22 protein-coding genes are annotated in these 20819 nt (G+C 66.3%); 12 read left to right on the top strand and 10 right to left on the bottom strand.

Annotated elements, in window-relative coordinates; genetic code table 11:
- Positions 1–28 precede the first annotated feature (28 nt).
- Entirely contained in the window at positions 29–1492 is a 1464-nt protein-coding gene (locus AC3A56_RS08965; RefSeq protein WP_487770092.1) for a dihydrolipoyl dehydrogenase, read from the bottom strand.
- A gap of 294 nt (positions 1493–1786) precedes the next feature.
- On the opposite strand from AC3A56_RS08965, the gene AC3A56_RS08960 reads away from it, so the two are divergent.
- Together AC3A56_RS08960 and AC3A56_RS08955 are read left to right on the top strand one after the other, a co-directional pair.
- Entirely contained in the window at positions 1787–2233 is a 447-nt protein-coding gene (locus AC3A56_RS08960; protein WP_487770091.1) for an SRPBCC family protein, read from the top strand.
- Positions 2234–2282: 49 nt separating this feature from the next.
- Complete coding sequence (locus AC3A56_RS08955; protein ID WP_487770090.1) at positions 2283–3095, top strand: energy transducer TonB; 813 nt, start codon at positions 2283–2285, stop codon at positions 3093–3095.
- Positions 3096–3142: 47 nt separating this feature from the next.
- Here the strand turns inward: AC3A56_RS08955 and AC3A56_RS08950 are convergent, their stop codons facing one another.
- Positions 3143–3361, bottom strand: coding sequence for a hypothetical protein (locus tag AC3A56_RS08950; protein WP_056718349.1), 219 nt, complete (start codon positions 3359–3361; stop codon positions 3143–3145).
- A 138-nt stretch (positions 3362–3499) separates the two neighbouring features.
- On the opposite strand from AC3A56_RS08950, the gene AC3A56_RS08945 reads away from it, so the two are divergent.
- The 3 genes from AC3A56_RS08945 to AC3A56_RS08935 all read left to right on the top strand — a co-directional run bounded on the left by AC3A56_RS08945 (position 3500) and on the right by AC3A56_RS08935 (position 5669).
- Complete coding sequence (locus AC3A56_RS08945; RefSeq protein ID WP_056718348.1) at positions 3500–3856, top strand: DUF1428 domain-containing protein; 357 nt, start codon at positions 3500–3502, stop codon at positions 3854–3856.
- A 199-nt stretch (positions 3857–4055) separates the two neighbouring features.
- Complete coding sequence (locus tag AC3A56_RS08940) at positions 4056–4955, top strand: sensor domain-containing protein (RefSeq protein WP_056764693.1); 900 nt, start codon at positions 4056–4058, stop codon at positions 4953–4955.
- A gap of 123 nt (positions 4956–5078) precedes the next feature.
- A complete protein-coding gene (locus AC3A56_RS08935) occupies positions 5079–5669 on the top strand; it encodes a DsrE family protein (RefSeq protein ID WP_487770089.1) in 591 nt (196 codons plus the stop codon).
- A gap of 48 nt (positions 5670–5717) precedes the next feature.
- Here the strand turns inward: AC3A56_RS08935 and AC3A56_RS08930 are convergent, their stop codons facing one another.
- Positions 5718–6884 (bottom strand): M23 family metallopeptidase, encoded by a 1167-nt coding sequence (locus AC3A56_RS08930; RefSeq protein WP_487770088.1) that lies wholly within the window; start codon positions 6882–6884, stop codon positions 5718–5720.
- A gap of 196 nt (positions 6885–7080) precedes the next feature.
- Here AC3A56_RS08930 and AC3A56_RS08925 point away from each other — a divergent pair, with 196 nt between their 5' ends.
- Both AC3A56_RS08925 and AC3A56_RS08920 read left to right on the top strand, forming a co-directional pair.
- Positions 7081–8526 carry an MFS transporter gene (locus AC3A56_RS08925; RefSeq protein WP_056764687.1) on the top strand — a complete coding sequence of 482 codons (1446 nt, stop codon included), beginning with the start codon at positions 7081–7083 and terminating at the stop codon, positions 8524–8526.
- Positions 8523–8975 carry a MarR family winged helix-turn-helix transcriptional regulator gene (locus AC3A56_RS08920; protein ID WP_487770087.1) on the top strand — a complete coding sequence of 151 codons (453 nt, stop codon included), beginning with the start codon at positions 8523–8525 and terminating at the stop codon, positions 8973–8975. Before AC3A56_RS08925 ends, AC3A56_RS08920 begins: the two co-directional genes overlap by 4 nt.
- 97 nt (positions 8976–9072) lie before the next feature.
- Here AC3A56_RS08920 and AC3A56_RS08915 read toward each other — a convergent pair whose 3' ends face one another.
- The 3 genes from AC3A56_RS08915 to AC3A56_RS08905 form a co-directional block, all read right to left on the bottom strand.
- Positions 9073–10209 (bottom strand): MBL fold metallo-hydrolase, encoded by a 1137-nt coding sequence (locus AC3A56_RS08915; RefSeq protein WP_487770086.1) that lies wholly within the window; start codon positions 10207–10209, stop codon positions 9073–9075.
- Positions 10210–10291: 82 nt separating this feature from the next.
- Complete coding sequence (locus AC3A56_RS08910) at positions 10292–11116, bottom strand: hypothetical protein (RefSeq protein WP_487770085.1); 825 nt, start codon at positions 11114–11116, stop codon at positions 10292–10294.
- Between the two features lie 147 nt (positions 11117–11263).
- On the bottom strand, positions 11264–11761 hold the full coding sequence (locus AC3A56_RS08905; RefSeq protein ID WP_487770084.1) for a hypothetical protein: 498 nt from the start codon (positions 11759–11761) through the stop codon (positions 11264–11266).
- A 181-nt stretch (positions 11762–11942) separates the two neighbouring features.
- On the opposite strand from AC3A56_RS08905, the gene AC3A56_RS08900 reads away from it, so the two are divergent.
- The 3 genes from AC3A56_RS08900 (at position 11943) to AC3A56_RS08890 (ending at position 14370) form a co-directional block, all read left to right on the top strand.
- A complete protein-coding gene (locus AC3A56_RS08900; protein ID WP_056764682.1) occupies positions 11943–12422 on the top strand; it encodes a VOC family protein in 480 nt (159 codons plus the stop codon).
- Positions 12423–12424: 2 nt separating this feature from the next.
- Positions 12425–13648 (top strand): acetyltransferase domain-containing protein, encoded by a 1224-nt coding sequence (locus AC3A56_RS08895; protein WP_487770083.1) that lies wholly within the window; start codon positions 12425–12427, stop codon positions 13646–13648.
- 68 nt (positions 13649–13716) lie between these two features.
- Entirely contained in the window at positions 13717–14370 is a 654-nt protein-coding gene (locus AC3A56_RS08890) for a glutathione S-transferase family protein (RefSeq protein WP_487770082.1), read from the top strand.
- 107 nt (positions 14371–14477) lie between these two features.
- On the opposite strand, the gene pdxR is transcribed toward AC3A56_RS08890, so the two are convergent.
- Positions 14478–16010: a MocR-like pyridoxine biosynthesis transcription factor PdxR gene (gene pdxR / locus AC3A56_RS08885; RefSeq protein ID WP_487770081.1), complete on the bottom strand. Its 1533-nt coding sequence runs from the start codon at positions 16008–16010 to the stop codon at positions 14478–14480.
- Positions 16011–16128: 118 nt separating this feature from the next.
- On the opposite strand from pdxR, the gene AC3A56_RS08880 reads away from it, so the two are divergent.
- Entirely contained in the window at positions 16129–17772 is a 1644-nt protein-coding gene (locus tag AC3A56_RS08880) for an alpha/beta fold hydrolase (protein ID WP_487770080.1), read from the top strand.
- Between the two features lie 227 nt (positions 17773–17999).
- Here AC3A56_RS08880 and AC3A56_RS08875 read toward each other — a convergent pair whose 3' ends face one another.
- Together AC3A56_RS08875 and AC3A56_RS08870 are read right to left on the bottom strand one after the other, a co-directional pair.
- Complete coding sequence (locus AC3A56_RS08875) at positions 18000–18395, bottom strand: DOPA 4,5-dioxygenase family protein (RefSeq protein WP_487770079.1); 396 nt, start codon at positions 18393–18395, stop codon at positions 18000–18002.
- Positions 18396–18417: 22 nt separating this feature from the next.
- Complete coding sequence (locus AC3A56_RS08870) at positions 18418–18603, bottom strand: 4-oxalocrotonate tautomerase (RefSeq protein WP_056718334.1); 186 nt, start codon at positions 18601–18603, stop codon at positions 18418–18420.
- Between the two features lie 110 nt (positions 18604–18713).
- On the opposite strand from AC3A56_RS08870, the gene AC3A56_RS08865 reads away from it, so the two are divergent.
- The gene (locus AC3A56_RS08865; protein ID WP_487770078.1) at positions 18714–19613 is read left to right on the top strand and encodes a LysR family transcriptional regulator; all 900 of its coding nucleotides are present in this window, start codon (positions 18714–18716) and stop codon (positions 19611–19613) included.
- 152 nt (positions 19614–19765) lie between these two features.
- On the opposite strand, the gene AC3A56_RS08860 is transcribed toward AC3A56_RS08865, so the two are convergent.
- Entirely contained in the window at positions 19766–20761 is a 996-nt protein-coding gene (locus tag AC3A56_RS08860; protein ID WP_487770289.1) for an amidohydrolase family protein, read from the bottom strand.
- Positions 20762–20819: the final 58 nt, after the last annotated feature.

The following is a 20819-nucleotide window of genomic DNA, read 5'->3' as shown; positions in this document are numbered from 1 at the left end:
TACATCCGGCACGCGCCGGTTCCGTGGCCTAGGCGCCCGGTCCGCAGTCGATGCAGTGCAGCGGGGGCGCGGCGCCCATGCCCAGCGCGGTGAGCAGTTCGCGCAACGCGGTGCGCAGGCCCTCCTCGATCGTGGGGTGGTAGAACGGCATCTGCAGCACGCCGGCAACCGTCATGCGCGCCTGGATCGCCCAGGCCAGCAGGTGGGCGATGTGCTCGTTCTGCGGGCCGATCATCTCGGCGCCCAGCAGCAGGCCGCTGCCCTGCTCGCCATAAACGCGCAGCAGGCCGTGGTTGACCAGCATCACCCGCGAACGCCCCTGGTCCTCGAAGGACACCTCGCCCACCGCGAAATCGACGCCGTCGGCAAGCAGTTGCGCATGCCGTCGCCCGGCGTAGGCGATCTGCGGATCGGAAAACACCACGCCCAGCGGCGTGCGCCGGGTATGCCGGTAGACCGCCGGATACCGCGCGGCCTGCTCGCCGGCCAGGTGGCCCTCGTCGGCCGCCTCGTGCAGCAACACCCGGTCGGCATCGGCATCACCGGCGATGAAGACATGGCTGTCGCCGGCCCGGGTGGTCTGCGGATCGAACACCGGCAAACCCCTGGCATCGAGCTCGAGCCCGGAATGTTCGAGCGCCAGCATCTCGACATTGGGCGTGCGCCCGGTGGCGGCCAGCAGGTAATCGAAGCGCTCGCTGGTCGCCGCGCTGCCCGGGTCGGTGAAGTGCACGACCACCGCCTCGCCGTCCCGCTCGACGCGCACGTCAGCGGCATCCAGGCTGAGCGGCAGTTCGGCCGCGATCAACCGCGTGGCCTCGGCGCGCACCACCGGATCGCTGATCGCGCCAATCCGTCCGTCACGACCGAACAGGTGCACGCGGACCCCCAGCCGATGCAGGGCCTGGCCCAGCTCCAGGCCGATCACGCCGGCACCAAACACGGCCACCGAGCCGGGCAGGTCCTGCCAGTCGAACACGTCGTCGCTGATGATCAGTCGGTCGCCCGCCGCCCGCAGCACCGCGGGAATTGCCGGCCGCGAACCGGTGGCGATGATGATGCGCCCGGCACGGACCCGCTCGACCGTCGGCACGCTGCCGTCCATCGCTGGCGACAGCTTCAGCGTATGCGGGTCCTCGAATTCGGCGTGCGCCCGCAGCACGTGGGCAGGGTCGAAACCCGCCACCGCATCGAGCACGAAGCCCACGAAGCGGTCGCGTTCGTCACGCACCCGCTTCATCACCGCGCGGCCATCGACCCTGCCCGCGTCGCTGGCAATACCGAACGCGGGCAGCGCTGCCAGCCGGTGCCGCGCCTCGGCCGCGGCGATCAGCAGTTTCGAGGGCATGCAGCCGACCCGGGCGCAGGTGGTGCCAAACGGGCCGCCTTCGATCAGGGCGATGCGGTCGGTGCGCTTGCGCGCCTGGCGATAGGCGGACATGCCCGCGGTGCCGGACCCGATGATGGCGACGTCGACCTCGCGCGTGCTCATGCCGTCACCGCCCGTCGTGCGCCTGCAGGTTCCGGCCCCGGCCGGCCATGCGGATGAGTTGCCATCGAAGTGTCGATCATGGAACCACCTTTCATCACTGCGCGGGAATGTGCCGGCCATCGCGGATGTCGGTGACCGCGCTTCAGGCTACTGCAAAACGGCCGGGACCAGGCCCGCAGGCAACGCGATATCGAATCGACCGGGGCGATGAACCCATCGGACACTGGCTGTCGATTTCCGCCCCGCCCGTTCGTTGCTGCCATGAGGGCTACTCCTCCAGCCAGGAAAACCGCCATGTCCAACACTGTCCGCCTGCACCGGGTACTGCGCGCACCGGCCGAACGCGTCTATCGCGCCTTCCTCGACGCCGAGGCCCAGGTCAAATGGTTGCCGCCGAACGGCTTCACCGCCAGGGTGCATCATCTGGATGCCCGCGTCGGCGGCAGTTACAAGATGTCCTTCACCAACTTCTCGACCGGCCACAGCCACGTCTTCGGCGGCACCTATGTCGAGCTCACGCCGTTCGAACGCATCCGCTACACCGACCAGTTCGACGATCCCAACCTGCCCGGTGAAATCACGGTGACCATCACCTTGAAGACCGTGTCCTGCGGCACCGAACTGCACGTGGTGCAGGAAGGCCTGCCTGAAGTGATTCCGCTGGAGCAGTGCTACGTCGGCTGGCAGGAATCGCTGGCACAGCTCGGTCGGCTGGTGGAGGCGGAACTACCCGAGGAGTAGCCGAGTCGCCGGGGCGCGACCGGCAAGTCACGACCGTCGATTTGCTGCTATGTTTCCGGCCATTGCCATCATCAAGGCGGGAATGTGCATGAAAGGGAAGTTCGCTGTCGTGTTGTTGATCGCCACACTGTCAACGCCCTGCCCCTTTCAGCGCGTCTCGGCCGAACAGCCTGCCGCCCGGGAATGGCGCGCCGAAGTCGCGCTTGACGTGGATCAGGCCGGACAGGTCGTTGCGGTGGAGCTGCCGGACACGATCCCCGATGTTCTCGCGACATCGGCGCGCGAGGTGATATCCCGCTGGCGCTTCAAACCCGTACTCGTCGACGGCCACGCGGTGAGCGCCCGGACCTATGCGCGCGTAAAGGTGCAGGTCGTCAAGCGCGATGCCGGCACCTTTGGGGTGCAGGTGGTGTACAGCTCGAACGGTCCCCGGGTGAAGCCATCCGTCGCACCCTACTATCCGCTTCGGGAAACCAATCATGGTGAGGGCAGCCTGCTCATGGAGGCGACCGTGAAGCCCGATGGTCGAATCGAGGACATCAAGGTGGTGGAATCTCACTTCAGTGGTCCGCGCAAGGGGCTCTTCAGCCGGTCTGCCGAACAGGCCGTGAAGCAGTGGCAGGCCGACCCCGAATACGTCGACGGCCACCCGGTGGCAACACGCATCCAGTTGCCGATGAAGTTCTGCCTGGGGCGCGATGGTGGCTGCAAAGAGCGAGTACAACCGCTGAAGCTGCTGCGTCATGCGGAGACCGATCTCGCCTTGTCCTCGCAACCGCTCGGGGAAGCTGTCGCGCTGGACAGTCCTCTGCAGCCGTCTGCGATCAGTGCTGACGGACAACCGTTGAGCACCGGCAACTGAGGATGGGGTTTCGAGGCTGAGAAAGCCCGGAGACGCGGCGTGACGCTCTAGTCCCACGGCACCGATTCGGCCAGCAGATCACGCAACTGCGCCTCGTCCATGTCCAGCAGCTGCTGCTCCGCCAGGCGAAGGTTTTCCGCGGCCATGACGGTCTTGCGAACCGTCAGGTCGCCGGCGTGGGAGAACACCAGCAGCATGTTGCCGTAGGACGCATCCAGCACTGCCGCTTGCCATGGATTGCCGTTTGTATCGTCGAAACTGCGCATGAAGCCTGTTCCCGGCAAAGGTCGGGCCAGTATATCGACGCTGCAACGGAAGCCGCGCGCGTGTCGATATCCCGGGCACCGGTTCGTCGCTGTAGTGAAGGTGGCCTTGTCGGCCCCCATTCCCGCAAGGAGACAACCATGTCCTGGATCGATGGTTTCGTGATCGCCGTTCCCCATGCCAACCGCGCGCAGTTCATCGAACACGCCCGCACGTTCGACAGCATTTTCCTGGAATTCGGCGCCACCCGGGTGATGGAGTGCTGGGGCGAGGATGTGCCCGATGGCAAGCTCACCGATTTCCGCCGCGCCGTGCAGGCACAGGCCGATGAAGCGGTGGTGTTTTCGTGGGTCGAATGGCCCGACAAGGCCACCCATGATGCCGGCATGGAAAAGTTCATGCAGGACCCGCGCATGGAAGCGGCCAGCGCCTGCCCCTTCGATGGAAAGCGCATGATCTTCGGCGGCTTCGTGCCGGTGGTCAGCCTGCCGGACTGACCGCCGGCGGGAACCATCCATGTTCGCCGGATGATGTCGGAAGCCATCGCGCCGCCGATGGCTCCCGACCTTATGCGCGTGGCGCCTGCGCCCTGCCTTCACCCACAGGCACGGTGATTCTGATAGCTTGCGACGGGACGCACGATGGTGATGACGCCTTTCTGCGCACACCACCGGAACAGACGACCACCGCAGGCAGATGATCCCGACGCTTCCTCCACTCGCCGACGTGCTCGACCTGATGCCCGATGCCGTCTGCGTGGTGGACACCGAGGGACACCTGCTGTTCGTCAACGCGAGCTTCAAGCGCATCTTCGGCTACACCCCGGAGGAAGTGCTGGGCCGGCGCATCTTCGAGCTGGTTCACCCCGACGATCGCGCCGCCACCGCCGCACAGGCCGAGCAGGTCATGTCGGGCAAGCTGCAACTGCATTTCCGCAACCGCTACCTGCACAAGGACGGCCACAGCGTCGACATCCAGTGGTCGGCGCGCTGGCTGCCGCAGCATGGCGTGCGCATCGGCGTCGGCCGCGAGGTGACCGAACTGCGCCGCCTGGAGCGCGAACTGGAGCACCGCGCCAACCACGACTCGCTGACCGGACTGGCCAACCGCGACCGCCTGCGCATCGAACTGCAGTCCGCGATCGATCACGCCAGGCAGACCGGTCATGGAGTGGCGGTGCTGTATCTGGATCTCGACGGGTTCAAGGACGTCAACGACCGTGGCGGCCACGACGCCGGCGATCATCTGTTGCGCGAGGTGGCCGCGCGCCTGCAGCAGGGCGTTCGGCAGGGCGACCTGGTGGCCCGGGTCGGTGGCGACGAGTTTGTCGCCCTGCTGCCCGGCTGCCGCGACGCACAGACCGCCCGGGCAGTTGCCGAAACCCTGCGCGCCCGTCTCACCATTCCCTTCAGCCTGCCCGACGGCCTGTTCCGGCTGGACGCCAGCATCGGCATCGCCTGTTTTCCCGACGATGGAGCCAACGCGAAAGCCCTGCTGGCCCAGGCCGACCGTGCGATGTACGCCGTCAAGCATCAGCAATCGTCACGCGAAAGCGGCCTCCGCCAGAGCGAAGAAAGCAGCGCGGACGACGACTGATCATCGCGGTCACCGCAGTCGGGCGAAGGACCGTGCGTCGACGTCGGGCTGAGCGGATTACCGGACGAGCCGCAAGGGGATTAGCATGATGCGCCAGCCGCAGCCCGCGGCAAGGGGAAAATCATGAAGATCAAGCTTTCGCTCGCCCGGGTACTGTCCTGCATGGCGCTGGTGGCGATGTCGCTGCCGGCGCAGGCTGCGGAGCCAGCCGCGGCTGCCGCCAAGGCCTCGCCCACCACGACCTGGGTGTATCCGCTGATCCCGAAATTCGGCGGCGTGCATCCGCGTCCGGATGCCGACGCCCAGCCCGACCCGAAGGCCGACTACAAGATCCTCGTCGACGTGATTTCCACCGGAACCGACAAGGGCAAACCGTATCCATCGCTGGAGCGCCTGGCGCGACTGGTGAATCTGCTGGCCTACTCCGGTGTGCCGCCGGAGCGCATGCACATCGTGGCGTTGCTCGATCAACGAGCGGGCGCCGCGAGCTTGACCGATGCCGCTTCGCACAAACACCTGAAGAAGGGCAATCCGAACCTGGAAATCCTGCACGCGCTGAAGAAGGCCGGCGTCAAGCTGCTCGTCTGCGGCCAGGCCCTGGCCGAACGCGGCATCCAGGACAATGAGCTCGATCCGGCCGTCACCGTCACCCTGTCGGCGCTCACCGCTCCGGTCGTGTACGAGCAACAGGGATACCACTACATGCAATTGTAGGGATCATCGGCCAAGCCAGCGTGGTCGCCTTGCGCCCCGCCAGGGACGTCAACGCAAGGCGGGGAATCCGATCACCATGTCGTCCAGCGGCATCTCGGCTTGCCGGTGCCGGAGCGGCAGCGGTACCCATGGCTCGCCCTGGCCAAACAGCTGCGCCTCGGCTTCCGGCCCGAGCAAGTCGAAGCGGTCGAACAGGAACGGCAGGCCTTCGGAACCTTCGAACGTCATCGCGCTGGAAAGCTGGAAATGCAGATGCGGCGCGCTGGAACTGCTGGACTGGCCCAGACGCGCCAGCAGCTGTCCCTTGCGCACATGATCGCCGATACGCAGCTTTACGCTACCGCGTTGCAGGTGCGCGTAGCTGGCGAACACGCCTGGTTGGATCTCCAGCACCACGTAATTGCCGAACAGGCCATGTGCCGTCAATGACTCCGGCTCCGACTGCGGGTTGAGTGGCGGGTGTTCCGGCTCGCCGTCGCGTGCATCGCGCACGACCCCGTCCGCCACCGCGAGCACCTCCGCACCGTAGCCGACCCAGTCCGCATGCCGCGACTTGCCGATATCCTTCACGCCCGCACGCACCACCTGCCCGCGCGGATCAATCCCCACCAGGTCCAGTGCGTAGCGTTGCGGAATGGTCACCTGCCCGTTCACTGCCACCAGGCTGCCCCAGTGATGCGAATGCGCATTGCCCGGCCCCTCGTGTGCCAGCCAGAGTCCGCCGCGCAGCGGTGGCCCGATAAGCACGGGTGCCTCGGCACTCAACGATACACGCACGCCATCAAGCAACTCGGTCTTCTGCTTCGCGGTGGCGAAGGTCATCCGATGGCGCAAGGTCCGTGGTAACGGGCTCGCCGTGGGCAGGGTCAGCCAGACGTAGACGACGCGCTTGCCGGCGTCGATGGTCACCGGCGCATGTTCAGCCGGTGCCGGTCGAGTCATCCCCGCCAGATCTTCAGCATCGAAGCGGGCGAGCGGCGTACGGTCATCGTCCGCATACACCTCCAGCTCCCGCGGCGTCAGCGGGCCGGCGTCACCGTAGATGCTGGTGACATGCAGCTCGTAGGCAAGGTGTATCCGGTCATCGCTGCCCGTCACCGCGGCCGGGGCAAACGGCACGCGCGCTTCCACCGGAGCAAGCGCCTGCTGCGCACCAGCCAGTGAAATCCAGCACAACGATGGCGCGAAAAGCCAGCGCGCGAATCTTCCACCCATCGACACATGCATCTCCCGAGATATGCCCATGGCCGCATGATCAATGACGATGCGCACCAGCGAAGTCAGATTCACTCACCGCGGGGAAATCCACAAGAGATCTCGCCCGGCGTTTGTCCACGTCCCCTCTCCCGGCGCAGGCGCTTCGACACTAATAATTGTTGACTTACAATAATTGTATTTATACAATTTTTGTATGAACACAATCCATGACCCCATCCGGCAGTTCAGGTCGCACCCGAACCTGATCCTTGCCATTTGCTGCCTCAGCCTGCTGATGGTCGGAATGGACATCACGATCGTCAACGTCGCGCTGCCTTCGATTCACCGCGACCTGGACGCGTCGATATCCGGACTGCAGTGGGTGATCGATGCCTACACGATGGTGGTGGCCAGCCTGTTGATGCTGGCAGGCTCGATGGCGGATCGCTTCGGGCGCCGACGTGTCTTCCAGACCGGCATGGCCATCTTCATGCTCGGCTCGCTGCTGTGCAGCCTGGCCCCGGACATCCACGGCCTGATCGCCTTCCGCATCCTGCAGGCGCTGGGCGCCACCATGCTGAACCCGGTGGCCATGTCCATCATCGTCAATACCTTCCATGAGCCGAAGGCACGCGCCCGCGCGATCGGCATATGGGGTGCCGTGGCCGGTGTCTCGATGGCGCTGGGCCCGTTGATCGGTGGCGCCCTCACGCAAAGCATCGGCTGGCGCTCGATCTTCTGGGTCAACCTGCCGATCGGTGCGGCGGCGATGATCCTGGCGGCCCTCTACATACCCGAATCGAAGGCGGCCCAGGCGCGACGGGTGGATCCGGTCGGGCAGACGCTGGTCTTTCTTGCACTCGCTGCGCTGACTTATGCCGTTATCGAGGGTCCGCACATCGGCTGGCATACGCTGACCATCACCGGCCTGTTCGCCCTGGCGGTGCTTGCCGTCGTGGCGTTGCTGGTTTATGAACCGCGACGGAGAGAGCCGCTGATCGACCTGCGCTTCTTCCGCAGCATCCCCTTCAGCAGTGCCACTCTGATCGCCATCTGCAGCTTCTCCGCGTTTTCCGGCTTCCTGTTCCTCAATGCCATCTACCTGCAGGAAGTTCGTGGCTACTCCGCCTTTCAAACCGGGCTGTGCACGCTGCCGATGGCTCTTGCGACCATCCTTTGCTCACCCTTCTCCGGAAGACTGCTCGGCACCCACGGCACCCGGCCATCCCTGTTGATCTCCGGCACCGCGACCACCATCAGCGCGTTGATGCTCACGCAATTGACCGCGACGACCCCGCTGGGTCTGCTGGTGGCGGGCTACGTGATCTTCGGCATCGGCTTCGGCATGGTAAATGCGCCCATCACCCACACCGCCGTTTCAGGCATGCCCAAGGCACAAGCCGGACTGGCTGCCGCGGTGGCTTCCACCAGCCGGCAGGTCGGGGCGTCGCTGGGCGTGGCCATTGCCGGTACCATTGCCGGAACCCGGGGAGTGCTGCGCAACTTCCCTCAAGCAACGCATCCGTTCTGGTGGCTGGTCGTTGCCGGCGGTGCGGCAGTCGTTTTTCTGGGCTGGCTTTCCAGCACATCGTGGGCCCACGACAGCAGGCGCCACGCTGCGCATTTGCTGGAGGAGGCGCCCTCGGGAGCAGCGGTGTGAGCAAGGCAGTACCGAAACAGAATGATTCCGACGTCATTTGGCAAACCCTGGTGGCATGGGTGATGGACAGCCGCGGCGACTGGCGCCGCAAGGTCACCGACGCCACCGGGCTGCCCTTCAGCCGGATCCGCGCACTCAAGCGGCTCGGCACCGGCCCGATGACCCTGAAGGACCTCGCGGACGCCATGTCCACCGATGCTCCGGCGGCGACCGTCGCCATCAACGACCTGGAAAGCCGTGGTCTCGTCGAACGTTATCCCCACCCTGAAAACCGGCGTGCCAAGCTGGTGTCGATCACGGCGGCGGGCCGCAGCGTCATGGCCACCACCCGCCGAGTCGTCGAAGCCACTCCACCTGCCCTGCAGGATCTGTCAGCCACGGACATCAAGACGCTGCGGCGCATCCTGGACAAGGTAGCGGCGCATCAGGAATCGCGTGCGGAAGACTGAGCAGTCGTGGGTGGAAAACAGGATCCGAGGTGACTTTTCACGGGCCACGCTCAAATAAAAGCGCGCGCCCTGACCTTGCTTTTTGCTGCCGCGGTGTTCAATCCAGTGGCCAAGGCAACTGGTCACCCAGCTGATCGGCGACGGCGGCTTCGGCGGGTTCCCGTTCCATCGAACGCCTGTTGCCGGCGGGTTTGCCGCCACGCCACCAAGGCTGCACTTCCCGGTGCTCGACGGGTTCGACCGGTTCGCCGAGACGCGGCAACAGCAGATCGGTGCCGCTCGGAGCGGCCAGTTTCAGCAGATCCTCGACGGGTTCGTCCCAGGCATGCGTGGCCAGCGCGAACGTGCCCCAGTGCACCGGCATCAGCACGCCGCCGCCGAGCAGGCGGTGAGCGGCCAGCGCGTTGGCCGGCCCCAGATGGATATCGCCCCAGGAAGGATGGAACGCACCGACTTCGAGCATCACCAGATCGAACGGACCGAGCCGGTCGCGGATGACTTCATACTCGGTGGTGAGCCCGGTGTCACCGCTGAAAAATACCCTATGCCGGTCGCCGGCCATGACCATCGATGACCACAAGGTCTGGTTGCGATCCTTCAGGCCGCGGCCGGAGAAATGCTGCGACGGCGCCGCCGTGATGGTGAGCCCGGTGCCCGGCACGCGATGGCTTTGCCACCAGACCAGCTCGGTGATGCGTGACGGCGCGATGCCCCAGCTTTCGAGATGAGCGCCGACCCCAAGCGAGGTGACGAACGGAACCTTCGATTTCGCCAGCGCGCGGATCGTCGGATAGTCCAGGTGGTCGTAGTGGTCGTGCGAGATCACCACGGCGTCGATCGGCGGCAGATCGCGCAAGCCGATCGGCACCGGCTGGAAGCGCTTGGGCCCCAGCAGGGTGAAGGGCGAGGCCCGCTGCCCCCATACCGGATCGGTGAGCACCCGAAAGCCGTCGATCTCCAGCAATACGGTGGAGTGGCCCAGCCAGGTGGCCCGCAAGCCGCTGGCCGGCTTTCTCGCCCAGCCGCTACGCGGGTCCTGCGCAGGCAGCGGCGCGGGTGGCGTGCGGTTCTCGTCGCCGCAGAAGAAATCCCGCAGCGTGGGCCGCGGCGCATCCGGATCGCGCAGTCCCGGCAGGACCGGATGGATGTTGCGCAGACGTTCGCCGTCCCACAGCGGCAGATCGTGCAGCCGTTCCAGCCGCTCGCCCTGCGGCGGCTTGCCAAAGGACTTCATGCGGCGTGCTCTTTCATCGCAGCCCTCTACGGTGGATCGTCAATGAGCCGTCGTGACAGGCACGATCCTGCCGCCGCACCGCTCAGAACGCCGGATGCGCCGGCCCGCTTTCCATGTGGAAGACCTGCCAGGTCTGCCGGCCCCAGTCGGTGGCGATTTTCCTGGCCTTGATGTAGCAGCCCTGCTTCCTGACCCAGGTCGCCGGATCGGTGCCGGCCTGGGCCTGGACCACGGCGCCGACGCGGGCAACGCCGAAGTCCCATTTCAGCACCGCTTCGTCATTGACCGCCTTGGCCAGCGGATCACCACGCTTCCAGCCGCTCGGCTTCTCGTGCGCCTGGATCGATTGCACGACGACACTCTCGAAGTCGGCCTTCGGCACCCAGTTGAGCACGATGAAGGTGGTGCGGGCCGTCTTCATGCCGGCCAGCGGATCCTCCACCGGCTTGCCCTGGACGATGCGGCTGGCCGCAAATGTGGTGACGAATCGCGGGCAGCTACATTGGGTGCAGGCACCGCCGCCGGGATGCCTGTTGAAGCGATGGCCGCAGCCGCAGAGGTCGGCGACGTTGCGATTGTCCGCCGTCGTCTTCATCTTCTGGTTCATCAAGCCATGCTCGGCCCGCTGCCAGTTTTCGCCGGCCTCCCGGGTCTTGCCCGAGTTCAGCCATTCGAAATACGCCTCGCGTTCGGTGCGCTCGCGATCCTTGGAGAACGTGGCCAGGTGCTTCTTGGAGAAATTCTTGTCGAAGCGGATCGTGTAGCGCTCGCCATCCCAGTCGCTGAGCACCCACTCCTCGTCTGCCGTGGCCACACGGCTCAATCGCTCCAGGCCGGTGGTCGATTCGATGTACTTCTCATAGGACAGCAGGTCCGCCGCCGTCCAGGTATCCGAATGCTCGTGCACCTTGCGCTCCCCGGTTCACTCCGAACCACGCTTGTCAGGTGCGCAAGCATCGCGCGCAGCGGAGCCGGCTGCAATGGGCTTTCGGCGTGATCTCTCGTGAGCCGGGGCCGCATGCAGTGCACCGCGATGCAGTCGACTCCCCGGCGGTCAGTGCACGCTGGGCGCGGGCGCGGGCGCGGTGGCGGGTGGCGCGACCTCCGTCACCTGACCGGTGCCGGCGCACGCGCCGGGGGCCGCCGACTGGTTGCCGACCACCATGGTGCAGGTCCAGCTGATGGTGCGGTTGGGGTTGTCAGCGGCGGGTTCCACCGGCAGCAGGACCAGCACGGGGTCGGGCTTGATGCCGGTGTTTCGCGTGGTCAGCGTGATCCGGCCACCGTCCGCCAGTTCGATTTTGTCGACGTAGTCGCTGGGCGGCCCGGCGTTGTAGGCGAGGTCGCTCAGGGTGACATGAGCCAGGCCGCCCTTTGTCGTCGCCGCCTCCATGACCACCAGCTTGGGTGCATCGGTGGCCTTCATGGCCTCCTCGATATGGTCGCGGGCGACCCGGTCGTGCCACGCGGGGATGGCGAACGCCGCCACCACGACCAGGATCGCCAGGACGACCAGGATCGTGACCAGGGAAATGCCTCTGCTCGTCTGCATGGGGTTGCTCCCGTCCATCTCGTCACTGCCGGTGCCACGCCGGCGTCGACGCCAAAGATGCTGGCAAGGGTGTGTGCGCTCCATGAAGATGGTGTTGCGACGGCCCGATCCCGGTGTCGATCCGTCTGCACCTCGTTCGTCGCAACAAGGAAGCATCCCGCCCCCAAGCTAGGAGAATCCCATGCTCGCCAAGAACACCATCTGCGTCTGGTACGACGGCGCCGCCCTGGAGGCCGCTACGTTCTACGCCAGGACCTTCCCGGACAGCTCGGTGGGGGCGATCCATCGCGCGCCAGGCGATTACCCCGCCGGCAAGCAGGGCGATGTGCTGATGGTCGACTTCACGGTCATGGGCATCCCCTGCGTGGGCCTGAATGGCGGGCCGGGCATGCTGCACAACGAGTCCTTCTCGTTCCAGGTGGCCACCGACGACCAGACTGAAACCGATCGCCTGTGGAACGCGATCATCGACAACGGCGGCCAGGCCAGCGCCTGCGGCTGGTGCAAGGACAAGTGGGGCGTTTCCTGGCAGATCAGCCCCCGCATGCTGATCGCTGCAGTCACCCACCCGGACCCTGCCGTTGCCCGGCGCGCGTTCGAGGCAATGATGAAGATGGGCAAGATCGACATCGCCGCGATCGAAGCCGCCGTGCGCGGCTGACCATGGCAACGACCATCACCACGATGCACAACGAAGGCCGGACGGCCTCCGGCAATCCTTCCGGCCGGTTCCGCATCGAATCGGTCGACCTGCTGCGCGGCATCATCATCGTCATCATGGCGCTGGACCACGTACACGATTTCTTCGGCGCGCCCGGTGCCAACCCCACCGATCTGGCCACCACCACGGCGCCGCTCTTCCTGACCCGCTGGATCACCCATTTCTGCGCGCCGGTGTTTTTCCTGCTCACCGGCACCGGCGCCCGGCTCGCGCTGCAGCGACTGTCGAAGAACGAGCTGTCGCGTTTCCTGCTCACGCGCGGCTTGTGGCTGCTGTTCCTCGAAGTGGTCGTGATGCGCTTCGCGCTGCAATTCAACCTCGACTACCAGGTGACCATCATCACCGTGCTGTGGGCGCTGGGCTGGTCGATGATCGTGCTGGCCGGGCTGATCCATCTGCCGGACCGGGTGATCGTGGCGTTCGGCGTGATCCTGGTGGCCGGCCACAACCTGCTGGACGGCATCCCGGCGACTGCCTTCGGTGCCTTCGCCCCCTTGTGGTCAGTGCTGCATGCGCCGGGTTTTCTGATCAACACCCCGCAGCACGTGGTGTTCATCGCCTATCCGCTGATTCCGTGGCTGGGTGTGACCGCGCTGGGTTACACGCTGGGACAGGCGTATCGCTGGAGCGACGAGCGTCGCCGCGCACTGCTGCTTCGATTCGGCACCGGACTCGTCGCGGGCTTCGTGCTGCTGCGACTGCTGAATGTGTACGGCGACCCGCTCGCCTGGTCGGTGCAGAAGTCTCCGCTGTGGACGCTGCTGTCCTTCCTCGACACCAACAAATACCCGCCGTCGCTGCTGTTTCTGCTGATGACGCTGGGCCCTGCCCTGCTGCTGTTGCGCGTGTTCGACGGTGGCGCTCCGCGCTGGCTGCGCCCCGCACTGACCATCGGCAAGGTGCCGCTGTTCTTCTACGTCCTGCACTTCTATCTGATCCACCTGCTGGCGGTGGTCGCCTGTTACCTGCGTTTCGGCAACGTCGACGGCATGTTCCGATCGCCGGACCTCGGGCATTTTCCGTTCACCGCGCCGGCGGGCTGGGCCGCGAGCCTGCCCGTGATCTACCTGCTCTGGGTCATCGTCGTGCTTGCCCTGTATCCGTTGTGTCGCTGGTATGCCGACATCAAGCGGCGACGCAGGGACTGGTGGCTCAGCTATCTCTGAACATCATGAAGTTTTCCCGCCATCCCCCCGTGACGCACGCGGCGTCATGCCATAAACAGGAGCCAACCATGAATCCCACCATCACCGCCTTTGAATCGTCGCCCGATCGCGGCCGTGGCCTGGCCCGCGACATGCGCGTCCGCTGGGCGCTGGAAGAAGTCGGCCAGGCCTACGAGGTACGGCTGGTCTCGTTCGCGGCGATGAAACAGCCTGCGCATCTGGCGCTGCACCCGTTCGGGCAGATCCCCACCTATGAAGAAGGCGAGCTCGCCCTGTTCGAGTCGGGCGCCATCGTGTTCCACCTCGCGCAGACGCGCCCGGGCCTGCTGCCGGACGAGGCGAATGCCCGCGCACGCGCGATCACCTGGATGTTCGCCGCGCTGAACACGGTGGAGCCGCCGCTGGTCGAGTTCAGCATGGCCAAGGTATTCGAATGCAACAAGCCCTGGTACGAGCAACGCCAGCCGATGCTCGAGGAGCGGGCGCGCAAGACACTGGGCCTGCTGTCCCGCCGTCTTGGCGAGGCCGACTGGCTCGACGGCGCGTTCAGCGCGGGCGACCTGATGATGGTCGGCGTGCTGTTCCGGGCGAAGCCCACGGGAATACTGGACGACTACCCGAATCTCGCCGCCTACGTGGCCCGCGCCGAAGCCCGGCCTGCGTTCAAGCGGGCTTTTGCGGCGCAGTTGGCCGTGTTCGAGAACAGCCGCGCGGCGGGCTGACCGTCATTCGCCCTGGCTCCCCGCGCAACACGCAGTGGGGCCGTGGATCGCCGGCGTTGCGCAGGATGAAGCAGCCATCCGGAAGCGCTCCGGCTCCCGCGGTCCCGTCAGGCACTGGCCAGTTCGATCCGCCGGTTTCGCTTCGGCGACGACATGGCGAATTTTTCCCCGACCGCCAGGCAGGCCTCGGCGAGCCGTGCCCCGGCCCGCTTGAGGGCCGCCTCGGACACCCCGGCGTAGCTCAGCACCAGGGTCACGTGATCGGGCGGGGTTCGATGGAAGCACTCGGCGGAACGGATGTGCACGCCGCGCGCCAGCGCCTCGGCCAGCAATGCCGCGGTGGCATGGCGTGGCAACCGGGGCAAGTGCACGAAAAGCGATCCTCCCGCCACCGCATCGGTCACCGTCATCGCGTCGCCGAGACGTGCATGCAAGGCCGCGCACAGCGCCCGATGGCGGGGCGCCAGGCGGTGGGCGATGCGCCGCAGATCGCGCAGGTACTGGCCGCTGTTGATGCACGCCGCAAGCACGTGCTGCTGCATCGATACGCTGCCGCGATCGGCTAGCCACTTGACCGCCAGGAACCGCTCGCGCAGCTGGCGTGGCACCAGCATGTAGCCCAGTTGCAAGGCGGGAAACATCGAGCGGGCGAAGCTGCTGACGTGGATGACCCGGCCATGCCGGTCCAGCGACCACAACGACGGGGCCGTGCGCACACCGAAGCGGTGTTCGCAGTCGAAATCATCCTCGACCAGCACGGCGTCGTGGGTGCAGGCCCAATGCAGCAGTGCCCGGCGTCGATCCTCGGGCATGACCACGCCGGTCGGGAACTGGAATGACGGCGACAGGTTGACCAGTCGCACGCCATCCAGCGCCGCGGCATGGCGGTCGATGTCCATGCCGTGCGGGCCGACGGGACACGGCACGATCCGCGCGCCCATCGCCTCGAAGGTGTGGCGCACGCTCCAGTGACAGGGCTCCTCCACGCCGACACCGTCGCCCTCGTCAAGCAGGACGCGGGCGATCAGATCGCGCGCCTGCTGGGTGCCGCTGACGATCAGGATGTCGTCCGGGTCGACCTCGATCGCCCGCTCGACACTCAAATAACCGGCCACCGCCTTGCGCAATTCGATGGCGCCCTGCAGTTCCGGGAAGTCGGGCGTGTCGCGACGACGCAGCAGCGCCACCAGGTTCTGTTTCCACGCCTTGAGGCTGCGCGGATCGGACTTCACGCGCGGCTGCGCCAGATCGACCAGCCCTCCTTCGATCACGCCTGTGTCAAGCGCCGGCGGATTCCTCCCGGGCGTGGCTGGCAGCACGGCGCACCGGGCCAGGCGGGACAGCCGTGGCTCTCCCGGCGCCGCGACCAACTCGTCGAGCGGCGCACCGCCGGCGGATGCATCGATGCGACGCGCACTCACGTAGGTGCCGCTACCCGAGCGTGACTCCAGGTAGCCCTCGCTCTCCAGCTGGTCATAAGCCATCAGGACTACCGTGCGGGAAACACCCAGGGCGACGGTCATCGAGCGGGTGCCGGGCAGGCACGCGCCTGCCGGGAAACGACCGGCATCGATATCGCGCCGGATCGACTCGGCGATCCGGACATACATCGGCTTGTCGTCTTGCCGCCTGTTCGCCATCCATGCTCCCCGGGGCGGCTCGAAGTGGTTACATCGAAAAAGCGGGCGACCGGTCATTTACGCCCCCGCCAACCCTGCAGATCATCATGCCATGGCCACTGACCGGGGAAGCATCACGATGAAGTTGCTCAAGTTGTCCGCACGCAAGCTGGCGGTGTTGATCGGTTGCGTAGCGTGCTCGGGGCTGGCGAATGCCAGGGCTACGGACGATCACTCGACCGACCCGGCCTACGCCAGGTACTACCAGCAGGCGGTGAACTGGGGCGGCTGCCCGCCCTCGTTGTTCACCGATGGAAGCACGATCCAGTGTGCCCTGATCACCGTGCCGATCGACTGGGCCGATCCGAGCCAGGGTGACATCACCATCGGCATTTCCCGGCCGCTGCATTCACCGCCTGACGCACGCCTGCTGCTGGTCAACGCCGGCGGCCCGGACAACTCCAGCGCTTCGCAGGCGGAGATGCTCGAACAGTTGCAGCCGCAAGTCCAGGCCAATCACCTGGTGGTCGGCGTCGACCTGCGCGGCATCACCGATGGCCTGGGCACCCAGGTGAGCTGCGACTACGCACCGCGCAGCGGCACCGAGAATTTCATGGACGGCGACAGCCGCAATCCCACGGCCGCCAGCGTGCAGGCACAGCAGGACTGGTGGCATCGTTCGATCAGCGCCTGCCTGCAACAGCACGCCGCCTTCCTCAAGAGCATCAACACGCCCAACCACGCCCGCGACCTGAACCTGGTGCGTGCCGTGCTTGGCTTCCCCCGCGCCGACCTGCTCGGCGTGTCCAGCGGCAGCAGCCTGATGGCGTATGCCAACCGCCTGTTTCCCGATCGCTTCGAGCGCGTGGTGCTCGACAGCAACATGAACTGGCTGCACCTGGACTGGCAGCAGCAGGACCTGAAGCGGATGTCGATGGATCAGCTGAATGTGCAGCAGGCATTCATTCCCTTCGTGGCGCGGCACGACGACCAGTTCCACATGGGCACGACGCCGCAACAGGTGATGACCACCTTCCAGCGGATCTACCAGGCCGCCTCGCAGCACCGCATGGGCAGCGTGACGCCGGACCAGGCGCTGGCCTCGCTGGATGGCACCGGCATGTGGGTGTTCTGGGATCTGCTGGTGTCGCCGTCGCTGAGCGCGATGTCGCAGGCGCTGGATGGCGATCCGGCCCACATCGCCGCCGCCGAACAGATGGGGGCGATGACCTCGGTCGACCTGCGCAGCCAGCCCGGCTTCAACCCGATGGCCGATGTCCTGCAATGCAACGACTCCGGCTCCACCGATACGCGCAGCATCGAGCGCAAGATCGGTGACGTCCGCACCCACTGGGCCATCGGCGCCTCCACCCTGATCGACAAGTGCCAGCACTGGCCGTGGCAGCCGGCGCTGGACCGCCAGCTGGAGTCGCGCACCCGGGTGCATGCGCTGATGGTGCAGAACGAATTCGATCCGTCCACGCCCTACTCCGAGGCGCTCAAGGATCGCCTCCTGGATGGCCCCGCCGCGCGGATGGTGCTGGTCAACAACGCCACCACCCACGGCGTGATGTTCGACGACAACACCTGCACCACCAACGCGGAGTTCGCCTATCTGAGCTCCGGCGACATGCCTGCCCGCGACGTGGTCTGCCAGGCCAAACCCATGCACTCCTTCGCCATGCAGGACACCACGACCTACGAGTACGGCTACCCCGCCGCGGGCTGGTGGCTGCCGCCCCCGCCGAACACGCATCAGGCGAACTGGCTGCTGGTGCCCTGAGGTTGCGACTTCACAGCCTCGAAGCCGGAGACGGCAAGACAAGGGATGGGGAGGGCATGGATGCCCGGGTCGAGGCAACGCAGAGCCGTTGCCCACCCCCGAATCGAGGCGAGGCAGACACCGTTGTTCATCGCCCACCTGAAAACTGTCCCGGTGATCCGCCGTGGCGGGATCGGGTGAAAGTTTCCGGAGATGCAGGCACGACGACTGCCAAACGTTCCCCGGCCTCAGAAGTCCGACCTGGCGAAACGCGCGACACCCTGGTTGATGCCCGGCGGATCGAGCGTGCTCAGGTCGAGTTCGATCGGCGTGCCGATCCAGTGCGCCAGCGTCGTGTGGTCGGCCAGGTCGTCATCGGTGAGCGGATGGACCAGCGCGGTCAGGCCGGAGGCTTCGATCAGCTTGAGGATGGCCGGCAGTGCTTCTCCGGTGTAGTGGATCTCAAACTGCGGGATCGGATGCGGGCCGGCCTTGCCGTCCTTGAGCTGCCCGACGAAGAGCAGCCGGGGGATCGCACCCGAGCCCATGCGGTCGATCAGGTCACGCCGCATGGCCTCGGCCGCGGCACGCGTTCCGGGCGTGCAGTAGATGTGCGCGTGCCAGGGCGCTTCGTGTTCGCTCATGTCGATCCTCCGCTCGCCGGCCTCACGCATCCACCATCAACTTGCCGGCCTTGGCCCAGCCGTCGCGCGGCACTTCGCTGATCAGAATATCCACGCTTTCCGGCGGACAGGCCAGCGTCTCGGCGGTGGCGCGGGTCACTTCGCGCACGAAGGCGCGCTTCTGTTCCACGGTGCGGCCGGGCAGCATTTCGAGGTGCAAGGTGGGCATGGTGTTCTCCGATGAGGCCCCGGATCGAGGCGGCCGCCATGGTGCGCCCTGCTTGCAACTTGATAAACATGCCATGATTTGACCCATTTCAAACCTTCAGGTTGTCAATCATGAACAAGCTGGCCGGCATGGAAATGTTCGTCCGGGTGGTGGAAAGCGGCAGTTTCACTGCCGCCGCCGAGCTCAGCCGGGTCTCGCCCACCATGGTCGCCAAGCACGTGCGCGCCATCGAGGATCGACTGGGCGCACGCCTGCTCCACCGCACCACCCGCCGGCAACAGCTCTCCGACGTGGGCAGGCTTTACTACGAGCGCTGCAAGCAGGCGCTGGCCGACGTGGAACTGGCCGAGGCCAGCGCGTCGGAATTGCAATCCAGCCCGCGCGGCCGCCTGCGGCTGGTGTCGCCGGTGAGTTTCGGCAGCCACAGCCTGGTGCCGGCGCTGAGCGAATACATGGCGCGCTATCCCGAAGTCGGCGTCGAACTGACGCTGGACAATGGTCGTCCCAGCCTCGTCGACGAAGGCTTCGAGCTGGGCATCCACATTGGCGACATCAACGAGCCCGGCCTGGTCGCCCGCCCGCTGCAGCCCTACCGTCGACGCCTGGCCGCGGCACCGGCCTACCTGGCGCGACATGGCCAGCTCGATCATCCGCAGCAACTGGCTGCGCACGAATGCCTGGGCCTGTCGTACTGGCGACGGCACGACCTCTGGCGACTGGTCGGGCCCGGCGGAGCCACCTGCAACGTCGCCGTGCGGGGCCGCTTCACGGCGAACCAGGGCGATGCCTTGCGCGTCGCTGCGCTGAACGGCATCGGCATCGTGCTCCAGCCCGAGGCAGTGCTGGCCGATGACCTGGCCACCGGGCGCCTGCTGCCGGTACTGCCCGAGTGGTCGCTGGCACCCTCGCCGATGTACCTGATCTATCCGCAGAACCTGCATCCCACCGCCAAGCTGCGCACCGTCATCGACTTCCTGATCGAGCGTTTCGGCCCGTCGCCGAAGCAGTGACCGGATGCCTGCGCAGCCTGCTGCATCCGTTCCCTTGCATCGCGTGCAGCTCCGTTCGTCTGGTCCCCTGAACCGCCGAATACGCTTTCAGCCAGGAGGGCCAGCGACGATTCGCATCGAATCGGGCCTCTGGCCATTGTTCGCCGGCGTCTTCAGCGCTTCGCGTACGGCGCCACCTGGCTGCGCAGGGTTTTCCATTCCGTCGCGGTCAGCGGCAGCTCCGGGTATCGGCGGCTGTAGTAGTCGGCAAGGTCGCCGCTGAACGGCCAGTCCGAAGCAGGCAGGAAATGGCGCAGCCCGATGCGCCGGATCAGCGCCACCAGCGCCTGCATGTCGGCGGGGCTGCTGTTGTCCCTCCACACGTCGGCAAGATCGAACCAGACGTGCCTGAATCTTTCGGGGTGTTTGTCGAAAGCATCGGCAAACGCGCCCAGCGCGGACAGCGTGGCCTGGTCCAGCCCGCCCCAACCTCCCGCGTGGGCAATCTGCACCGGCGTATCGCCGGCAGCGGGAAGTACGTCAGCCAGGAATCGCTGCACGTCGCGCGCGCCGTAGTCCATGGTTGCGGTGCGCAGATGGATCATGATCGCCAGCCGGGCATCGGCCGCCGCGTGGAACACCGCCCTCAACGCCGCCAGGTCGCGGTCGCGTCGAAGGCTCACCCCGGACGCCGTGAGGTGGAGTTTGATGCCGGTCACGGCGGGGTTGCCGCGCCAGCGCATGATCTCCGGCAGGGCGTCGGGCCTGAGCGGATCGATGGCCACGAACGCGCCCAGGCGACCACCGGATTCGCGCGCAAGATTCACGGTCCAGTCGTTGGCGGCGCGCAGCAGCGCCGCGGCGTCGGCGCGTTGCGGCACCATCATCGGGCTCTCGGCCAGGTAGCCCGTCGACATCACCAGCGCGCGCCGGACACCGGCACGATCCATCGCCTTCAGCAAGTCGTCAGGCGTCAACGGCGCGGTGATGGCCGGATCGCAGCCGCCATAACGCTCGACGCTCCTGCAATAGCCGGGCAGAAAGTCGCGGATCGCCGGCGAGTTCACGTGCACATGATGGTCGACGCGCACCGGCACCAGGCGATCCCGCACCGGCATCGCGCCGCAGGCGGTCAGCGCCAGGGCCAACGCCGCCACGCAAGGCAGCATCAGCACCGACGTGACTGCAGACCTTCCGACAGGAAAATGCACGTTGCCTCCCGACCTT

Source organism: Rhodanobacter sp. Soil_C_14, assembly GCF_057657335.1.
The sequence above is the reverse complement of the archived record's forward strand: the minus strand, read 5'-3'. Positions and strand labels throughout refer to the sequence as shown.

What these genes read in the sequence shown, in the direction of transcription:
- AC3A56_RS08965 (WP_487770092.1), bottom strand. Translation starts at nt 1,492, where the DNA reads ATGAGCACGCGCGAGGTCGACGTCGCCATCATCGGGTCCGGCACCGCG.
- AC3A56_RS08960 (WP_487770091.1), top strand. Translation starts at nt 1,787, where the DNA reads ATGTCCAACACTGTCCGCCTGCACCGGGTACTGCGCGCACCGGCCGAA.
- AC3A56_RS08955 (WP_487770090.1), top strand. Translation starts at nt 2,283, where the DNA reads ATGTTTCCGGCCATTGCCATCATCAAGGCGGGAATGTGCATGAAAGGG.
- AC3A56_RS08950 (WP_056718349.1), bottom strand. Translation starts at nt 3,361, where the DNA reads ATGCGCAGTTTCGACGATACAAACGGCAATCCATGGCAAGCGGCAGTG.
- AC3A56_RS08945 (WP_056718348.1), top strand. Translation starts at nt 3,500, where the DNA reads ATGTCCTGGATCGATGGTTTCGTGATCGCCGTTCCCCATGCCAACCGC.
- AC3A56_RS08940 (WP_056764693.1), top strand. Translation starts at nt 4,056, where the DNA reads ATGATCCCGACGCTTCCTCCACTCGCCGACGTGCTCGACCTGATGCCC.
- AC3A56_RS08935 (WP_487770089.1), top strand. Translation starts at nt 5,079, where the DNA reads ATGAAGATCAAGCTTTCGCTCGCCCGGGTACTGTCCTGCATGGCGCTG.
- AC3A56_RS08930 (WP_487770088.1), bottom strand. Translation starts at nt 6,884, where the DNA reads ATGGGTGGAAGATTCGCGCGCTGGCTTTTCGCGCCATCGTTGTGCTGG.
- AC3A56_RS08925 (WP_056764687.1), top strand. Translation starts at nt 7,081, where the DNA reads ATGAACACAATCCATGACCCCATCCGGCAGTTCAGGTCGCACCCGAAC.
- AC3A56_RS08915 (WP_487770086.1), bottom strand. Translation starts at nt 10,209, where the DNA reads ATGAAGTCCTTTGGCAAGCCGCCGCAGGGCGAGCGGCTGGAACGGCTG.
- AC3A56_RS08905 (WP_487770084.1), bottom strand. Translation starts at nt 11,761, where the DNA reads ATGCAGACGAGCAGAGGCATTTCCCTGGTCACGATCCTGGTCGTCCTG.
- AC3A56_RS08900 (WP_056764682.1), top strand. Translation starts at nt 11,943, where the DNA reads ATGCTCGCCAAGAACACCATCTGCGTCTGGTACGACGGCGCCGCCCTG.
- AC3A56_RS08895 (WP_487770083.1), top strand. Translation starts at nt 12,425, where the DNA reads ATGGCAACGACCATCACCACGATGCACAACGAAGGCCGGACGGCCTCC.
- AC3A56_RS08890 (WP_487770082.1), top strand. Translation starts at nt 13,717, where the DNA reads ATGAATCCCACCATCACCGCCTTTGAATCGTCGCCCGATCGCGGCCGT.
- pdxR (WP_487770081.1), bottom strand. Translation starts at nt 16,010, where the DNA reads ATGGCGAACAGGCGGCAAGACGACAAGCCGATGTATGTCCGGATCGCC.
- AC3A56_RS08880 (WP_487770080.1), top strand. Translation starts at nt 16,129, where the DNA reads ATGAAGTTGCTCAAGTTGTCCGCACGCAAGCTGGCGGTGTTGATCGGT.
- AC3A56_RS08875 (WP_487770079.1), bottom strand. Translation starts at nt 18,395, where the DNA reads ATGAGCGAACACGAAGCGCCCTGGCACGCGCACATCTACTGCACGCCC.
- AC3A56_RS08870 (WP_056718334.1), bottom strand. Translation starts at nt 18,603, where the DNA reads ATGCCCACCTTGCACCTCGAAATGCTGCCCGGCCGCACCGTGGAACAG.
- AC3A56_RS08865 (WP_487770078.1), top strand. Translation starts at nt 18,714, where the DNA reads ATGAACAAGCTGGCCGGCATGGAAATGTTCGTCCGGGTGGTGGAAAGC.
- AC3A56_RS08860 (WP_487770289.1), bottom strand. Translation starts at nt 20,761, where the DNA reads ATGCTGCCTTGCGTGGCGGCGTTGGCCCTGGCGCTGACCGCCTGCGGC.